This window comes from Mesorhizobium ciceri biovar biserrulae WSM1271, assembly GCF_000185905.1.
Taxonomy (GTDB): Bacteria; Pseudomonadota; Alphaproteobacteria; order Rhizobiales; family Rhizobiaceae; genus Mesorhizobium; species Mesorhizobium ciceri.
Window position 1 is genome coordinate 2,272,460 of sequence record NC_014923.1, and the last position, 14,436, is coordinate 2,286,895.

The 14,436-nt window shown below is 63.0% G+C and carries 15 protein-coding genes; 4 read left to right on the forward strand and 11 right to left on the reverse strand.

All coding sequences use genetic code 11. The features are described from left to right. Positions 1-105: 105 nt before the first annotated feature. The gene (locus tag MESCI_RS10865) at positions 106-990 is read left to right on the forward strand and encodes an AraC family transcriptional regulator (RefSeq protein ID WP_013530001.1); all 885 of its coding nucleotides are present in this window, start codon (positions 106-108) and stop codon (positions 988-990) included. A gap of 12 nt (positions 991-1,002) precedes the next feature. Here MESCI_RS10865 and MESCI_RS10870 read toward each other — a convergent pair whose 3' ends face one another. The 6 genes from MESCI_RS10870 to lgt all read right to left on the reverse strand — a co-directional run bounded on the left by MESCI_RS10870 (position 1,003) and on the right by lgt (position 6,839). Then, a complete protein-coding gene (locus tag MESCI_RS10870) occupies positions 1,003-1,938 on the reverse strand; it encodes a ribose-phosphate pyrophosphokinase (protein WP_013530002.1) in 936 nt (311 codons plus the stop codon). Between the two features lie 237 nt (positions 1,939-2,175). Further along, the gene (locus MESCI_RS10875) at positions 2,176-2,805 is read right to left on the reverse strand and encodes a hypothetical protein (protein WP_013530003.1); all 630 of its coding nucleotides are present in this window, start codon (positions 2,803-2,805) and stop codon (positions 2,176-2,178) included. A 43-nt stretch (positions 2,806-2,848) separates the two neighbouring features. Next, complete coding sequence (locus MESCI_RS10880; RefSeq protein ID WP_013530004.1) at positions 2,849-4,000, reverse strand: M24 family metallopeptidase; 1,152 nt, start codon at positions 3,998-4,000, stop codon at positions 2,849-2,851. Continuing rightward, a complete protein-coding gene (gene pgeF / locus MESCI_RS10885) occupies positions 4,000-4,794 on the reverse strand; it encodes a peptidoglycan editing factor PgeF (RefSeq protein WP_013530005.1) in 795 nt (264 codons plus the stop codon). The genes MESCI_RS10880 and pgeF overlap by 1 nt, the downstream gene beginning before the upstream one ends. 105 nt (positions 4,795-4,899) lie before the next feature. Further along, the gene (locus MESCI_RS10890) at positions 4,900-5,988 is read right to left on the reverse strand and encodes a class I SAM-dependent methyltransferase (RefSeq protein ID WP_013530006.1); all 1,089 of its coding nucleotides are present in this window, start codon (positions 5,986-5,988) and stop codon (positions 4,900-4,902) included. Then, complete coding sequence (lgt, locus tag MESCI_RS10895) at positions 5,985-6,839, reverse strand: prolipoprotein diacylglyceryl transferase (RefSeq protein WP_013530007.1); 855 nt, start codon at positions 6,837-6,839, stop codon at positions 5,985-5,987. Before lgt ends, MESCI_RS10890 begins: the two co-directional genes overlap by 4 nt. A gap of 169 nt (positions 6,840-7,008) precedes the next feature. Here lgt and MESCI_RS10900 point away from each other — a divergent pair, with 169 nt between their 5' ends. The 3 genes from MESCI_RS10900 (at position 7,009) to MESCI_RS10910 (ending at position 8,543) form a co-directional block, all read left to right on the forward strand. Then, positions 7,009-7,311, forward strand: coding sequence for an accessory factor UbiK family protein (locus MESCI_RS10900; RefSeq protein ID WP_013530008.1), 303 nt, complete (start codon positions 7,009-7,011; stop codon positions 7,309-7,311). 344 nt (positions 7,312-7,655) lie between these two features. After that, on the forward strand, positions 7,656-8,156 hold the full coding sequence (locus tag MESCI_RS10905) for a type III secretion system chaperone family protein (RefSeq protein WP_013530009.1): 501 nt from the start codon (positions 7,656-7,658) through the stop codon (positions 8,154-8,156). Between the two features lie 27 nt (positions 8,157-8,183). Then, positions 8,184-8,543, forward strand: coding sequence for a tRNA-binding protein (locus tag MESCI_RS10910; protein WP_013530010.1), 360 nt, complete (start codon positions 8,184-8,186; stop codon positions 8,541-8,543). Positions 8,544-8,658: 115 nt separating this feature from the next. Here the strand turns inward: MESCI_RS10910 and MESCI_RS10915 are convergent, their stop codons facing one another. From MESCI_RS10915 to MESCI_RS10935, 5 genes are all read right to left on the reverse strand, one after another. After that, on the reverse strand, positions 8,659-10,233 hold the full coding sequence (locus tag MESCI_RS10915; protein ID WP_013530011.1) for a hypothetical protein: 1,575 nt from the start codon (positions 10,231-10,233) through the stop codon (positions 8,659-8,661). Between the two features lie 207 nt (positions 10,234-10,440). Beyond that, on the reverse strand, positions 10,441-11,463 hold the full coding sequence (locus tag MESCI_RS10920; RefSeq protein WP_013530012.1) for a glycosyltransferase family 4 protein: 1,023 nt from the start codon (positions 11,461-11,463) through the stop codon (positions 10,441-10,443). A 220-nt stretch (positions 11,464-11,683) separates the two neighbouring features. Then, positions 11,684-13,099: an ATP-binding protein gene (locus MESCI_RS10925; RefSeq protein ID WP_013530013.1), complete on the reverse strand. Its 1,416-nt coding sequence runs from the start codon at positions 13,097-13,099 to the stop codon at positions 11,684-11,686. Positions 13,100-13,148: 49 nt separating this feature from the next. After that, the gene (locus MESCI_RS10930) at positions 13,149-13,868 is read right to left on the reverse strand and encodes a response regulator (RefSeq protein WP_013530014.1); all 720 of its coding nucleotides are present in this window, start codon (positions 13,866-13,868) and stop codon (positions 13,149-13,151) included. After that, complete coding sequence (locus MESCI_RS10935; protein WP_024505623.1) at positions 13,855-14,388, reverse strand: MarR family winged helix-turn-helix transcriptional regulator; 534 nt, start codon at positions 14,386-14,388, stop codon at positions 13,855-13,857. Before MESCI_RS10935 ends, MESCI_RS10930 begins: the two co-directional genes overlap by 14 nt. Positions 14,389-14,436 lie beyond the last annotated feature (48 nt).

Here is a 14,436-nt window from a genome sequence, read left to right on the forward strand (position 1 = left end):
CGGACGCTCCTTGCGGCCACCCTAGGGACGGTGCCTTATAAGCCGCTTGCGAGACGACTTCTTTCGTGGTTTGGTCCAATAGTTTCGCAAGTGGGCCATAACTAGATGCCGCACGGCAAAGAAGTCTTTCACGCTGGCAATGCCAATCTCGGCCAGTTGCACGAGAGCCGCTGGCAGTGGCTTGAGCAAGTGGCCGGGCCGGCGGTGGCATTGCCGACCGAATATCCTGACGGCTACCGCGTGCCACAGCACCGCCACAGCCGCAGCCAGCTCTTGCATGCGCTTGTCGGTGTGGTGCTGGTGACGACACGCTACGGGCGCTGGATGGTGCCGCCCGACCACGCGATGTGGATTCCAGCCGGCACCGAGCATTCCGTCGAGATGCTGGGCGACGTCTCGATGCGTTCGGTTTATGTCATGCCACAGGCGATCCCCGGGCTGCCCGAAGGCTTGCGCGTCGTCGGCGTCACCGACCTGATGCACAGCCTGATCGTGGAATCGGAGAAGCTCCCGCAAGGCGGCGTTCTGGAAGGACGCGGTGGGCTGATCATGAACCTTCTGCTGCACGAAATCCCGACCTTGCCGGAACGGCCTCTCGGGCTGCCATTTCCGTCCGATCCAAGATTGTCGGCGCTGTGCCGACGCTTCGTCGCAGCACCGTCGCCGCATGCGACCATCGACGAGTGGGCCGATGCAGCCGGCATGAGCCGCCGTTCCTTCACGCGCGCCTTCCAGCGCCAGACCGGCCTGTCGCTGTCGACATGGCGCCAGCAGGCCTGCCTGTTCGCGGCGCTGCCCAGGCTGGCGGACGGCGAGCCGATCACCAGGGTGGCGCTTGATCTCGGCTATGACAGCGTGCCGGCCTTCATCACCATGTTCAAGCGCATGCTGGGGACCTCGCCGCGCGGCTATATGCGCGGCGCACGCGAGAACGTCGAGGTCGCTCGTCGCCTGATCGGCCCGGTTCGGTTGGAAAGCTCCGCGCCTTAAGGGCAGGCGGGTTTAGTCGAACAGGCTGGACACCGATTCCTCAGTCGCCGTGCGCGAGATGGCTTCGCCCATCAGGTCGGCGATCGAGATGACGCGGATGTTGGGCGCGTCGAGCACGCCCTGGGTCGGCTGGATGGAATCGGTGATCACCAGTTCCTGCAGCTTCGAGCCGCTGATGCGGGCAACGGCACCGCCCGACAGCACGCCGTGGGTGATGTAGGCGGTGACGCTGGTGGCGCCGTTGGCCAGCAGTGCATCGGCGGCATTGCACAGCGTGCCGCCGGAATCGACGATGTCGTCGATCAGCAGGCAATCCTTGCCGGCGACCGCGCCGATGATGTTCATGACTTCCGATTCGCCCGGCCGTTCGCGGCGCTTGTCGACGATGGCCAGTTGCGCATCGAAGCGCTTGGCCAGCGCACGGGCGCGGACCACGCCGCCAATGTCGGGCGAAACCACCACGACGTTGCCGAGTTGCTTGTATTTGGCCTTCACGTCGCGGGCCATGACCGGCACGGAAAACAGATTGTCGGTCGGGATGTCGAAGAAGCCCTGGATCTGGCCGGCATGCAGGTCGAGCGTCAGAACGCGGTCGACGCCGGCGCGGGTGATCATGTTGGCAACCAGCTTGGCCGAGATCGGCGTGCGGCCGGAGGCGCGGCGGTCCTGCCTGGCGTAGCCGAAATAAGGGATGACCGCCGTGATGCGCTTGGCCGAGGAGCGCATGAAGGCATCGATCATGATGAGCAGTTCCATCAAATGATCGTTGGTCGGAAACGAGGTCGACTGCAGGATGAAGACATCTTCGCCGCGCACGTTTTCCTGGATTTCGACGAAGATTTCCTGGTCGGCGAAGCGCCTGACCGTGGCTTTGCCCAGCGGGACATTGAGGTACCGGGCGACTGCTTCGGCCAGCACCCTGTTGGAATTGCCCGCGAAGAGTTTCATGCACGGTTCCTGGTGGAGGATGATGAGGCCTGACGGACTCGCTTGCGCCCTTTAACCGGGCTTTTAGCGGCCCGCGCTGGTATTGCAAGCGCCGAGATCGGGAATCCGCCGGCTAAACTCAAGAAAGCTCCGCGCCATCGCCGGACTGCAACAGGGAGCACGGGATTTGTGCTGGTCCTTCTTCTCATTGGGCATCGGATTTTCCCAAAACCGTCTCCACTTTGGGGTCCGATGCCTCTAGCCCGCCTTGCCGCCGAGCCAGGCGGCGAACTGGTCGATGGTCTGGTCGGCGATCGCCTGCATGGTGGCCGGCGAGATCCCCTTCCAGCTGTCGCCGCCCGCGCTGCCGCCGGAATTGACCGACGGAGCCTTCTGCTGGCCATTGATGCGGTGCAGCCGGTTGCCAGCGGGGTCATAGACGTCCCAGACATAGATGACGGTGGTGTCGGCGCCTTCCGACATCGTCGAGAAATAGCCTTTCAGCACATGTGTCACGGTCTGGTCGGCGCTGCCGGCGAGAGTGATGCCGCGCTGCCTGGCACGGGTCTGCAACTCCGCCGTCAGAGGTGTCGCAGCTTCCACCGAAGCGCCTACGATCGGCGCGATCTGCAAGCGGGTCTTCGACAGGATGGCAGCGCTTTGGGCTGATGTGACCGGGGCGGCGGCGGTTGCGGGAGCGCCAGACGTGCTGGTGGCGGGCCCGGCCGGAACCGTCGCCGCCGTGTTGCCTGACGTTGCGGGCAGCGTCTGGGTCGACGTCGCCGGCGGGGTGATCGCCGACGGTTCGAGCACGTCCTTTGCGTTGGTGCAGGCAGCAAGAGCCAATGCCACAAGCAATGACACGGTCGTCACATGCGATCGTCTCATTTGCCTTCTAACTCCTTGGCGAAGAACGCCTCCCACTGTGGATTCACTTTACGATCAAGTCGAGATCATGGCGGGACAGCGGCCTGGGCTGGGATTCGGTGGTCAGGTAGGTGCGGCCAAGCGTCATCGCCGTCTCGGTGTCGGAGTCCATGATGATCATATGGGCGAACAGCGTCATGTTGGGCGCGATCGGTTCGGGATTGCCCTGGTAGAACATCGGCATGTCCATCCAGGACGGGGTGAAGCGGGCGCCGACCGAATAGCCGCAGGCGTTCAGCCGGTGCTTGGTCAGGCCGTGTGCCTCCATGGTGCGGGCATGCGCATCGAAGACGTCGCCGAAGCTGTTGCCCGGCATCATCGCCTTCTCGACAGCCAGGAGTGCTGCGCGGGCGGCGTCGAACAGTTCCTGATGGCGCTTCGACACCTTGCCGGTCAGCACCGTGCGCATCATCGGCGCATGGTAGTGGTTGAAGACGCCGGCCCATTCGAGCGTCAGCTGGTCGTTCTTGGTGAGCTTGCGGCGGCCGGCCTTGTAGCGGCACAGCAGCGCATCGACGCCGGAGCCGATGATGAACTCGTTGGCCGGATAGTCGCCGCCGCCGGCGAAGATCGCGCCCTGCATGGCGGCCAGGATCAGAGCTTCGTCGCCGCCTTGCTTGATCAGCGGCAGTGCCGCGTCGAGCGCATCGTCGGAGAGATTGGCGGCCTTCTCGGCCTTGGCTATCTCGGCCGGGCTCTTAAACAGGCGCAGCCGGCCGACAATGCCGGACGCATCGGCGATCTGGCCGAAGGTCTGCAACTGCTCGTCCAGGCGGCGGCCGTTGAAGGCGGTCAGGCCGTGGGTGTCGTATTCGACGCCGATGCGGGCGCCGAGCAGGTCGAGTTCGTTGAGCAGATTGCGCAGGTCGACCGCAGGATTGGCGCCGTTGCGGTCGGTCCACAAGACGATGTTGTCGATAATCGAGGTCTGACGCGCCTGGCGCAGGTCGGCCGAGCGGGTCAGAAGCACCATCGAACCGTCGGCCTTGACCACCAGGCACTGGAAGAAGCAGAAGCCGAACGTGTCGTAGCCGGTCAGCCAATACATGCTTTCCTGCGCGAACAGCAGGATGGCGTCGAGCTTCTTTTCGGCCATCTCGATGATCAGCCGGTCGCGCCGCGCGTCAAATTCAGATCGTTCAAAATGCAGCGCCATTATTCCCTCTCCAAGACAATTGCCGAAACCTGCCGGCCGTAATCGGGCTCCTTGCGATGCGTGGTGCGCCGATAGGAGTAGAACAGGCCTTCCTCGGCGTAAGTGCAGCGGTCTAGGCCCTCAGCCGTCACGCCTGCCTTGGCCAGCCGGTCAACCGTGTAGCGGTTGAGGTCGAACATCGCATGGCCGGCATTGGCGGACGGAGCGAAATAGAGGATGTTTTCGGCGTCGGCTTCGACAAAGCGGGCGACGAATTCCGGGCCGACCTCGTAGTTTCGCGGGCCGATGGAGGGGCCTAGCACGGCGACGATGTTTTGGCGCCGGGCGCCGAGGCTTTCCATCGCCAGGATGGTGTTTTCGAGCACGCCGGTGAACGCGCCTTTCCAGCCGGCATGCGCGGCGCCGATGATGCGCGCCTGCGCATCAGCGAACAGCACGGGACCGCAATCGGCGGTCGAGGCGCCGATGGCGATGCCCGGCCGGTCGGTGACGATGGCGTCCGCCTTGGGGCGCTCGCCGGCAAAGGGCTCCTTGGCGATGACGACATCGGGCGAATGGATTTGCCAGGCGGTCAACAGATGCCTTGCCGGCACGCCCATCCAGGCAGCGACACGGGCGCGGTTCTCAGCCACCAGCACCTGGTCGTCATCCGATCCGGTGCCGATGTTGAGGCCCTGATAGATGCCGCCGGAAACACCGCCGACGCGGGTGAAATAGCCGTGGCGGATGCCTTGTGCCTGCGCCTCGTCCAGCAGCGGCGACCGAACGGGATCCGGTTTGGTCTGATTCAGCATGCGGGCGTTGTTGTCCGTGTGGGCGGTTTCGTCAAGAAGAAGGTGCTTGGTCGAGAACAGGCTGCAAAGCGCGGACGGGAGATTGGGAGGGGCGGCGGTAAAAAGTCAATCCGCCTCGGCAAAGGGCCGAACCGCCACGCCGCGAGGCAGCACCGCAAGCACCTTGAACAGCTCGCCCATGGCTTGCGGCCCTGCGAGGCGCTCGACGTCGCCGGCGATCCTTTCGCGCGCCGCCTGGCCGGCATCGGCGCCAAGCCGGCCGGCGCGCTCGAGGATGCCCATGCCGAGCAGGAAATCGCCCTGTGTCGTCAGATGGGCTTCGAGGCCATGTGCACGCGCGATCGCGGCAAGGGCGGCGAAATCGACGTGGGAGGTGAGGTCGGCCTCACCGGGATTGGCCAGCACATCTTCGTGATCGTGGCTGCGCAAGGCCTGCAGGGTGTCCCCGACACCCGGCTGGAAATGGCCGTAGTCGAGAAACAGGCCGGCGCCACCATGCCTGGATATGCGCTCGGCGATTGTTGCCATCAGCGCGGTGCGGGCAGGCGCCACTTCGGCGATCGCACCTTGCGGCGCGTCAGCGGCATCGGCGGGCAGCAGCGTCGGGTCGACCGAGCCGGCGCCGGCGAAGAAGCAAAGGTCGTTGGTCTCGTCGAGGCCGACCATGCGCTCGCGCCAGCCGGCGCCGGCGCGGATGAACTGGCGGATGGGCACTGCGTCGAACAGTTCGTTGCCGACGATGAACAGCGATTGTTGCGGCAAGGTCTCGATGGTTTCGTGCCAGCCAACCGCGAAGGGTGTGACGCCAAGCGTCTTTTTTTGCACCTCGGTCAGGCGCGGGCTTGTCTCGATCATGGCGAAGGTGGCGCCGTTGGCCAGGTCAGGATCGAGCCGCGACAGCGTGCGCAGCATGTCCTTCATCAGCGTGCCGCGGCCGGGTCCGATCTCGGCGATGGTGACCGGCAGTGGCCGGCCGCTCGCTGCCCAGACCTGGTACATCCAGACCGCGACCAGTTCGCCGAACATCTGGCTGATCTCCGGCGCGGTGACGAAGTCGCCGCCCGCACCAAAGGGCTCGCGCGTCGTGTAGTAGCCGTCCGCCGGGTCGAACAGGCACAGCGCCATGTACTCGTTGACGGGAAGCGGCCCAAGGGCCTCGATCAGGTCGACGATGCGGGTCTTCAGCCGTGTCATGCCGGCTGCGGCTGTGCCACCGGCTTGGCGGTCAGCATCGCCCAGATGCCGGCCAGCACCATCGGCGACGACAGGATCATGCCCATGGTCAACCAGTTGGTGCCGAGGAGATAGCCGAGCTGCTGGTCAGGCTCGCGGAAGAACTCGACGAAGATGCGCGACAGGCCATAGCCGCAGATGAAGGCGCCGCCGACGAAGCGCGGCGTCTTCAGCCTGAGGCGCGAATGGGTGAGAATGCGCAGCACGAGGAACAGCACCACACCCTCGAGCAGCGCCTCGTAAAGCTGGCTCGGATGACGGGCAAACGGCCCGCCATTGGGAAACTCGAACGCCCAGGGCACGTCGGTTGGTCGGCCCCACAGTTCGGAATTGATGAAGTTGGCGACGCGCACCAGGCCGAGGCCGACCGGCACGCCGGCCGCCACGACATCGAACAGCGACCAGGTGCGGATGCCGCGCTTGATGGAAAACAGCGTCATGGCGAGGATGACGCCGAGCAGGCCGCCATGGAACGACATCCCGCCCTGCCACACGGCGAAGATATCGAGCGGGTGCGCGATGTAGCGCGCCAGATCATAGAAGAGCACATAGCCGGTGCGGCCTCCGAGCACGACACCGATGGCCGCCCAGACGATGAAATCGTCGAGATCCTCCGGCTTCATCGGCAGGACGCCGTTCGGCCACAGCCTGGCATTGGCGGCGAGCCGCTTGGCATACCACCAGGCGAACAGGATGCCGACGATATAGCCGACGCCATACCAGTGCACCGCCAGCGGCCCGATCTGGATGAGGATCGGGTTGATGTTGGGGAAGGGCAGGGAGGCCAGCGGCAGCAGGAAATATTCGTTCAACGGGGAACTCTCGGTTGCGAGCGTGTTTGGGCGCGGACCATGCGGCAGGGTTTTGGCAGGGTCAAGGCAAGGTGGGCGCACTCGACTTGATGCCGCAGCAAGGTGCAACAAGCTTGCATTCGACGCGCGGCGCCACTACGTCAATTTTGTGCAAGCGCGAGGATTTGCCATGTCGACCGGACCGAACCGCATTCTCGATGAATTCGCCAAGCTGATGACCGACGCCGCCGGCGCCGCCCAGGGCGTGCGCCGTGAGGTGGAGACCGCCTTCAAGGGGCAGGCCGAGCGCATTCTCAATACGATGGACGTGGTGCAGCGCGAAGAGTTCGAAGCCGCGCGCGAGATGGCCGCCAAAGCGCGGGAAGAGAATACCCGCCTTGCCGCCCGCATCGAGGCGCTCGAGGCGAAGCTTGCAGAACTGGCCGGCGACGCCACACCAGCGACGGCCGCCAAGCCGCGCACAAAAAAATAATCGTTAAACTTTTCCACATAGCCCGATCCTGAAAAGCGCTTTGCCGTGAATCGCTTAACGGCATTGCATGAATCTTTGTGACAGCGGCTTTCCACATGCGAATGACGCAGTGCGAAAAATTGGGCTGTTCACGCGACTCCCGATCAATAGACTGAATTTGTTGCATGATTCGGAGCAGGATCATGCGACCGGGCGGTGGGGTCCGGTCTGGGGTCTTTGCGTCGAGAAGTCGTCTTTGCGCGAAGAAAGTCCTGGCCGTCCGAGTTCTAGACAAGATTGTTCGTTGTGTGTGCCCTCCCGCGGAGCGTGTGGCGGCGCTCGTACAGAACGACAGGAAGCATTCCATGGAACTTCTCGAACTCGAATTCTCCCGCGAAATCCATCCGGTGGATGTTATCGAGCAGGTGGCCCACAACAACGACTGGTCCTTCGAGCGGGCCGGCGACGACGAGATTTCGATCTCGGTTGCCGGAAGCTGGACCGACTATCACGTCTCCTTTTCGTGGATGGAGGATTTCGAGGCGCTGCACCTGGCCTGCGCCTTCGATATCAAGGTGCCGGAGACCCGCACGCTGGAAGTGATGCGGCTCTTGTCGCTGATCAACGAGCAGATGCTGTTTGGCCATTTCGACCTCTGGGAGCAGGAGGGCGCGATCATGTTCCGCCAGTCGCTGCTGCTGGCCGGCGGGGTCGAGCCGTCGAGCCAGCAGGTCGAAGTGTTGCTGTCGTCGGCGCTGGAAGCCTGCGAATGCTATTTCCAGGCGTTCCAGTTCGTCGTCTGGTCGGGAACCTCGGCCAAGGACGCCCTGGCCGGTGTGCTGTTCGAGACCTACGGCAACGCCTGAGTCCCCGTTAAGGCAGACAAGACCAAGATGAGTTCGAACACCGAGCGCAAGCCCGAGATCAGTTTTGCCGATTTCGATCGTGTCGACATCCGCGCCGGCACGATCGTCGAGGCCGAGCCGTTTCCCGAGGCGCGCAAGCCCGCGTTCAAGCTGAAGATCGATTTCGGCGCCGGCATCGGTATCAAGAAATCGTCGGCGCAGATCACCAAATACTATACACCGGAGACGCTGATCGGCCGGCAGGTGTTCGCGGTGGTCAATTTCCCGCCGCGCCAGATCGGTCCATTCATGTCGGAAGTGCTCACTCTCGGCTTTCCCGACGAAGAGGGCGCCGTGGTGCTCGGCGCGATCGAGCGTAAGGTGCCGGATGGCGGGCGGTTGTTTTAGGGTCTCAACTGGGGATCGGAATCCCCCGCGAACCGGGATGGATTGATAATCCTTTCGGCAGATGCTTCAGCATGAATTTCATGCCATGTCGTGACAGGAGTGTCGCGCGTGGACATCATCCGCTTTTCCTGTCCGCGTCGACCAATTTCCTTATTCTGTAAAATTTGAACTGTTTGCCTTCGGCGATTAATTCAAGGTTGCCGTGTCGTGGCGGGCTGCGCTCCGGCGCGATTACCAGCAGATAGTCAAAGTCACGGGTCCAATGCGCTGCATACGCCGCCTCGACCGGTGGTAATGCACCGGCGGCGTAGGCCTCCAGCTCAGACATCGGGATAGGCCCGCCTTGCGGAACGGTCAGGTTTGCCACTTCCGGCCGGGGCCTGACCGGCTGTTTTCCCGGATAGGTGAACAGCGTTGGCATCAGTGCATTGCGTGTGACTACGGCCAACGCGGCAGCATTGTACATTGGATAAAGGAGCAGATTCGTTGGCGGGTCGTCTGGAAGGCCATTCTGGCCGGTAAGGATTCGCGAACCCATTGGAATGGCGTCGAACGCGGTCATAAGGGCACGATATTCGCTGCGGCACGACGTTTGGGCCCAGATCGCGATGCCACTGTTTGCAAGCCCGGCGCCAAACGCCAGCGCGACGAGAAGTGTTCCACGCGAGTCTTGCGGACGCTTGATCGTGACGAAGGCTGGCAGGATCAGAATAAGCGCCAGAAGGACGCGCCCGTCGACAAAGGCCGTGTCCACAACGCGAAACGGCATGACAATGAACAGGCACAAGAGCCCAAAGCCTATCCAGCAGCCGACGCGAGAGACCGCCACCATCCTGTGCTTCACCGCAAGGTAACTGAGAATGACCAGCACCACGGTCACAGCTGAGGAAGTGTATCTGCTGAAGCCGTTGACTTGAACCAGCGCCAACAATTTCGCCGACAGGGCCCATTCGGTTCCTTCGCCACCCACTTTGCCGCCGTAGGCGAGCGCCAGGGCGCCAACTGCGACGACCGGAGCAGCCATTCCGGCAACCAGCAAGATCGTGCGTTTCCAATTCTCAATATGGTCTGGCCAGCGGGAGAGTTCGTACAGCCCCACCACAATGCCATACAGGCCGAGGGCAAATAGGTGAGAGATATACAGAACCAGGACGAAGACGGCGTGGATCGCAAGGCGCAGCGGCAAAGGTCTTTCCGCAAGCCAAATCCAAACCGCGATGGACCAAAGAACGATCCCCAGTCCAAATTCAAAATTCACGAATCCGAAAGCGAAAGGCATGGCGTAGAGGAAGAGCGAAGCGACGAAGCCGCTGAGGATCACACGCCCCTGTGCGGCCGCTCCGACGGCCATTGCCCCGCTGACGACCAGCATTTGCGAGACTAGATAGAAAAGCTTTGATGCCAGTTCGATCCCGATCAAGCGCCCAGCGAACGGGACGACGAGATCCATGGCTAGATTAGGGTAGGGTGCCCACGCGGCTTCATAATAGGGATGGGCTTCGGGCGTACCGGCGCGCATCAGGATCGACATTCTTGCGAGATGATTTGGATAGTCTGCCATAGCGGGTATGTCGACGAGCAGTACGGGCAAGAAAGCCACCACCAGCAGAACTATCAGCAAGATACCTTCGGGCCTGATGAAATGGCTCGTGTAACTGTTGATTTTGTTGCTGGCTGTTGCTTCGAGCATGCCACAATGTAGGTAGAAATGGTAAATTTTGAGTCGCCGACAATTATCAATCTGACTTGGTCATGGCTCCGAAGTCGCACAATACGTCACGCCGAACCATCCCTTTGAAACAAGGTGCCGTGGCAGACTAACGGTTGATTGTGCGTCGCCGCGCTTTGTCATCCGTGGCGGTGTGTCAGCTTCGCCCTTGGATAACGAAAAGCACGATCAGGCCGCCAGCTTTCGCCGTGTGCCCAGTGCTTCCTCGACCGTGTCGAGGAACATTTCCGCACAGGCCTTCCAGCTGTAGCGCATGGCGCGTTCGCGGGCTTCGGCACGGTCGACGTTGAGCGCGGCGAGTGAGGCCTCGCGCAAATCGTTGGAGACCGCGCCGCCAAAACCATCGCCGACAATGTCGATCGGCCCGGTCACCGGATAGGCGGCAACCGGCGTGCCGCTGGCCAGTGCCTCGATGATGACGTTGCCGAACGTGTCGGTGCGGCTCGGGAAGACGAAGACGTCGGCCGAGGCATAGATCTCGGCCAGTTCGTCGTTGGGGCGATGGCCGAGGAAATGCGCTTGCGGATATTTCGCCTTCAGTCTGGCAAGCTCGGGGCCTTCGCCGACGATCACCTTGCTGCCGGGCAGGTCGAGGTCGAGGAAAGCACCCAGGTTCTTTTCGATGGCGACGCGGCCGACGCAGAGGAAGATCGGGCCGGGGAAGCCGAGGTCCTTCTTCCTGTCCGGGCGGAAATGGTCGGTGTCGACGCCGCGCGTCCATGGCCGCAGCTTGGTGAAGCCGCGCGCGGAAAGGTCGTCGGCGAGCGACTGGGTGGCCACCAGCGTGCCCTGGCCGGAATTATGAAAATCGCGCAGCCAGCGATAGGCCCAGCTTTCCGGCACCGGCAGGCGGGCGCTGAGATATTCGGGAAAGCGCGTGTGATAGCTGGTGGTGAATGGACGGCCGGCATTGCGGCAATAGCGCCGCGCCATGATGCCCAGCGGTCCTTCGGTGACGATGTGGATGTGGTCGGCCTTGCCGGCGTCGATCAGGCGCGCGACATGGCCGGGCGTGGTCAGCGCCAGCCTGATGTCGGGATAGGTCGGCAAGGGCAGGGTGCGAAAGATATTGGGCGTCAGGAAATCCACCGCGACGTCGAAGGATTTCAGCGTCTCGGTGAGCCGCTCCAACGTGTGGACGACGCCGTTGACCTGCGGGCGCCAGGCATCGGTGACCATCAGTATGCGCATGGCGGCCCTTTGCTTGAAAGGTCGACGGTTGCCTTGAGACGATGCCGGAACGGCGACCAGCCTGCTGCTCTCGCTTCGCTCCAGCGCACCCGGACAGGTACGGGGTCGAAGATAGGCGGCAAGGCCGAATCAATTGAGGTCGCGCGCTTCATGCGCGCTCTTGATCATGGTTTCATGACGGGCGGATGAAGCCGGTTCCACTTTTCGCAATCGTGCCCGGTTATGCCGGAACCTTGATGATGGCGCGCAGTCCGCCGAGCGGGCTGTCTTCAAGAGTGATGTCTCCGCCATGGGAGCGGGCGATGTCGCGGGCGATCGACAGGCCGAGCCCGGTGCCGCTGGCATCGAGGTTGCGGGCCTCGTCGAGCCGCACGAAAGGCTTGAACACGTCTTCGCGTCGGTCGGCGGGAATGCCCGGACCATCGTCGTCGATGGTGACCAGCAGCGAGCCGCGGCCATGGGTGGCGTTGACCTCCACCGTCTTGGCATAGCGGAAGGCGTTGCCGATGACGTTGGACATCAGCCGGGCAAAGGCATTGGGCCGCACATGCACATCGTGATCGCCGGCAAGCGTCGTCGACAGCTTACGCTTGCGCAGCCTGGCTTCCTCGTCGAGCTTTTCGAAATAGGCCTCGAGATCGAACCGTCCGGCGTCTTCCGAAGCTTCGCCGCGGGCAAAGGACAGATAGCCTTCGAGCATCGACTGCATGTCGTCGATGTCCTGGTCGAGCGCTGCCTTGGTCTCGGCCTTGCCGCCGGAAAGCGCCAGCTGCAGCTTGAAGCGAGTGAGGATGGTTCTGAGGTCATGGCTGACGCCGGTCAGCATGGCGGTGCGCTGTTCGATCTGGCGTTCGATGCGCTCGCGCATCTGCATGAAGGCAAAGCCGGCGCGGCGAACCTCCTCGGCGCCGCGCGGCCGGAAATCGCGCGGCATCGGCCGGCCCTTGCCAAAGCTTTCGGCGGCTTCGGCAAGCATCAGGATCGGCCGGATCTGGTTGCGCAGGAAGGGAATGGCGATCATCAGCAGCACCAGCGAGGTGCCGACCATCCAGATCAGGAAGATGTGGGTGTTCGAGGCATAGGCCTGGCTGCGGCGCACGAAGACGCGCAGCACCTTGCCCTCGAGCTGCACGCGCACCTCGACGATGTTGGAGTTGCCGACCGTGTCGATCCAGAACGGGCGGTTGATCTGGCGGGTGATCTCGGACGAGAGAACATCATCCAAAATCGAGAAAAACGGCTTTGGACCGGGCGCGGGAAGTGGGTCGGGCGGCAAGAGGTCGACCTTCAGCTGCATGCGGTCCTGGGCGATGCGGATGATGTTGGTGTAGTCGGCATCGCGCGGATAGGTCTCGATCAGGTCGATGATGGCGGCGATGTCGCGCACGGTGGCCTGCGACAGGCGCTGCGTCACGGTTGCCCAGTGACGTTCCATGAAGACGAAGGCGACGACCGATTGCAGCAGGATCATCGGCGCGATGACGATGATCAGCGAGCGGGCATAGAGCCGCTTGGGCATATAGAGCGAGACGAGGCGCCAGAAGCGGTTCCAGGCGCGCGGCACCGCCTTCAGCGTCCGCGCGGCGCGTGCGCTCAAGCCGCCATTGCCCGGCTGTTCCAGTTCCGTGGTTGCCATTCGCTCTTTTCGTTTGCCCGCAGCCGTTCAGCCGGCCGCAGGCGGCATTCTATTCCACGCTGAGCCGATACCCAATACCGCGTACGGTCTGCAGCCAGACCGGATTGGACGGATCGCGCTCGATCTTGCGGCGCAGCCGGTTGATCTGGACGTCGATGGTGCGCTCGCCGACTTCCGAATCGTCGCCGACAAGCTCGTGGCGGGGTATCGTCTCGCCCGCCCGCGCGGCGAAGATCGCCAGGATCTCCTGCTCGCGATCGGTCAGCTTCAACGCCTCGCCGCCACGCTTCAATTCGCGCCGGGCGATCTGGAAGGTGTAGGGGCCGAAGACCAACTGCTCGACCTTGGGCGTGGTCGCCGGGCCACCGCGGCGCAGGATGTTGTTGATGCGCAGGATCAACTCGCGCGGATCGAACGGCTTTGGCAGATAGTCGTCGGCGCCAGCCTCCAGCCCTGAGATGCGGCTGTCGGTCTCCGACAGCGCTGTGAGCATCAGGATCGGTACGTTCTTTTCGGCCCGCAGCGACTTGGTCAGGTCGACGCCCGTCTCGCCGGGCATCATGACGTCCAGCACCAGAAGGTCGAAGTCGAGGCCGGCAAGCTTGCGCCTGGCTTCGCCGGCATTGCCGGCAACGGTGACGCGAAAGCCATTTTCGGTCAGATACTGCTTGAGAAGATTGCGGATGCGGGTGTCGTCGTCGACGACAAGCAGATGCGGCGCGTCGTCGTCCGGCGCGGCCGCGTGATCGACCCGTTCAGTGCTCTCCATGGCTTTTCCCTGACATTTTTGCGGACCCAACGTCGATCTGCGCCCTCAGTTCCGGATTGACCATCGCTTCGAGGAACCGTTCCACCAAGGTCCGTTCGGTTACTCCGGAATCCCCCAATGCAGCATGGATGCGGCGCGACTGTGGCCGCGCCAGCGCCAGCGCCAGCGCACGGCCTTTGGCTGTCGGATAAAGTTCGCGCTGGCGGCGGTCGCGCGGACCTTGCAACTGCACGATATGGTCGGTGTCGATCAGTTGCTTGAGCACACGGGCCAGGCTCTGCTTGGTGATCTTCAGCACGTCGAGCAGTTCGGCGACCGTCAGGCCCGGCCTGCGGTTGACGAAATGCAGCACCCGGTGGTGGGCCCGGCCGAAGCCGTAATCGGCCAGGATCTGGTCCGGATCGGAGGTGAAGTCGCGATAGGCAAAGAAGAGCAGCTCGATGATGGCGAAGTCGATGCCGTCCTCGACCGACATTGCGGTCCTGATCGGTTTTCCGGCGGCTGGGCTTCGATCCGTCATTATTTCTCCGTGGGAAAGAGAGATTATGTCAGTACTATTGACGTAATT

What these genes read in the sequence shown, in the direction of transcription:
- MESCI_RS10865 (WP_013530001.1), top strand. Translation starts at nt 106, where the DNA reads ATGCCGCACGGCAAAGAAGTCTTTCACGCTGGCAATGCCAATCTCGGC.
- MESCI_RS10870 (WP_013530002.1), bottom strand. Translation starts at nt 1,938, where the DNA reads ATGAAACTCTTCGCGGGCAATTCCAACAGGGTGCTGGCCGAAGCAGTC.
- MESCI_RS10875 (WP_013530003.1), bottom strand. Translation starts at nt 2,805, where the DNA reads ATGAGACGATCGCATGTGACGACCGTGTCATTGCTTGTGGCATTGGCT.
- MESCI_RS10880 (WP_013530004.1), bottom strand. Translation starts at nt 4,000, where the DNA reads ATGGCGCTGCATTTTGAACGATCTGAATTTGACGCGCGGCGCGACCGG.
- pgeF (WP_013530005.1), bottom strand. Translation starts at nt 4,794, where the DNA reads ATGCTGAATCAGACCAAACCGGATCCCGTTCGGTCGCCGCTGCTGGAC.
- MESCI_RS10890 (WP_013530006.1), bottom strand. Translation starts at nt 5,988, where the DNA reads ATGACACGGCTGAAGACCCGCATCGTCGACCTGATCGAGGCCCTTGGG.
- MESCI_RS10900 (WP_013530008.1), top strand. Translation starts at nt 7,009, where the DNA reads ATGTCGACCGGACCGAACCGCATTCTCGATGAATTCGCCAAGCTGATG.
- MESCI_RS10905 (WP_013530009.1), top strand. Translation starts at nt 7,656, where the DNA reads ATGGAACTTCTCGAACTCGAATTCTCCCGCGAAATCCATCCGGTGGAT.
- MESCI_RS10910 (WP_013530010.1), top strand. Translation starts at nt 8,184, where the DNA reads ATGAGTTCGAACACCGAGCGCAAGCCCGAGATCAGTTTTGCCGATTTC.
- MESCI_RS10915 (WP_013530011.1), bottom strand. Translation starts at nt 10,233, where the DNA reads ATGCTCGAAGCAACAGCCAGCAACAAAATCAACAGTTACACGAGCCAT.
- MESCI_RS10920 (WP_013530012.1), bottom strand. Translation starts at nt 11,463, where the DNA reads ATGCGCATACTGATGGTCACCGATGCCTGGCGCCCGCAGGTCAACGGC.
- MESCI_RS10925 (WP_013530013.1), bottom strand. Translation starts at nt 13,099, where the DNA reads ATGGCAACCACGGAACTGGAACAGCCGGGCAATGGCGGCTTGAGCGCA.
- MESCI_RS10930 (WP_013530014.1), bottom strand. Translation starts at nt 13,868, where the DNA reads ATGGAGAGCACTGAACGGGTCGATCACGCGGCCGCGCCGGACGACGAC.
- MESCI_RS10935 (WP_024505623.1), bottom strand. Translation starts at nt 14,388, where the DNA reads ATGACGGATCGAAGCCCAGCCGCCGGAAAACCGATCAGGACCGCAATG.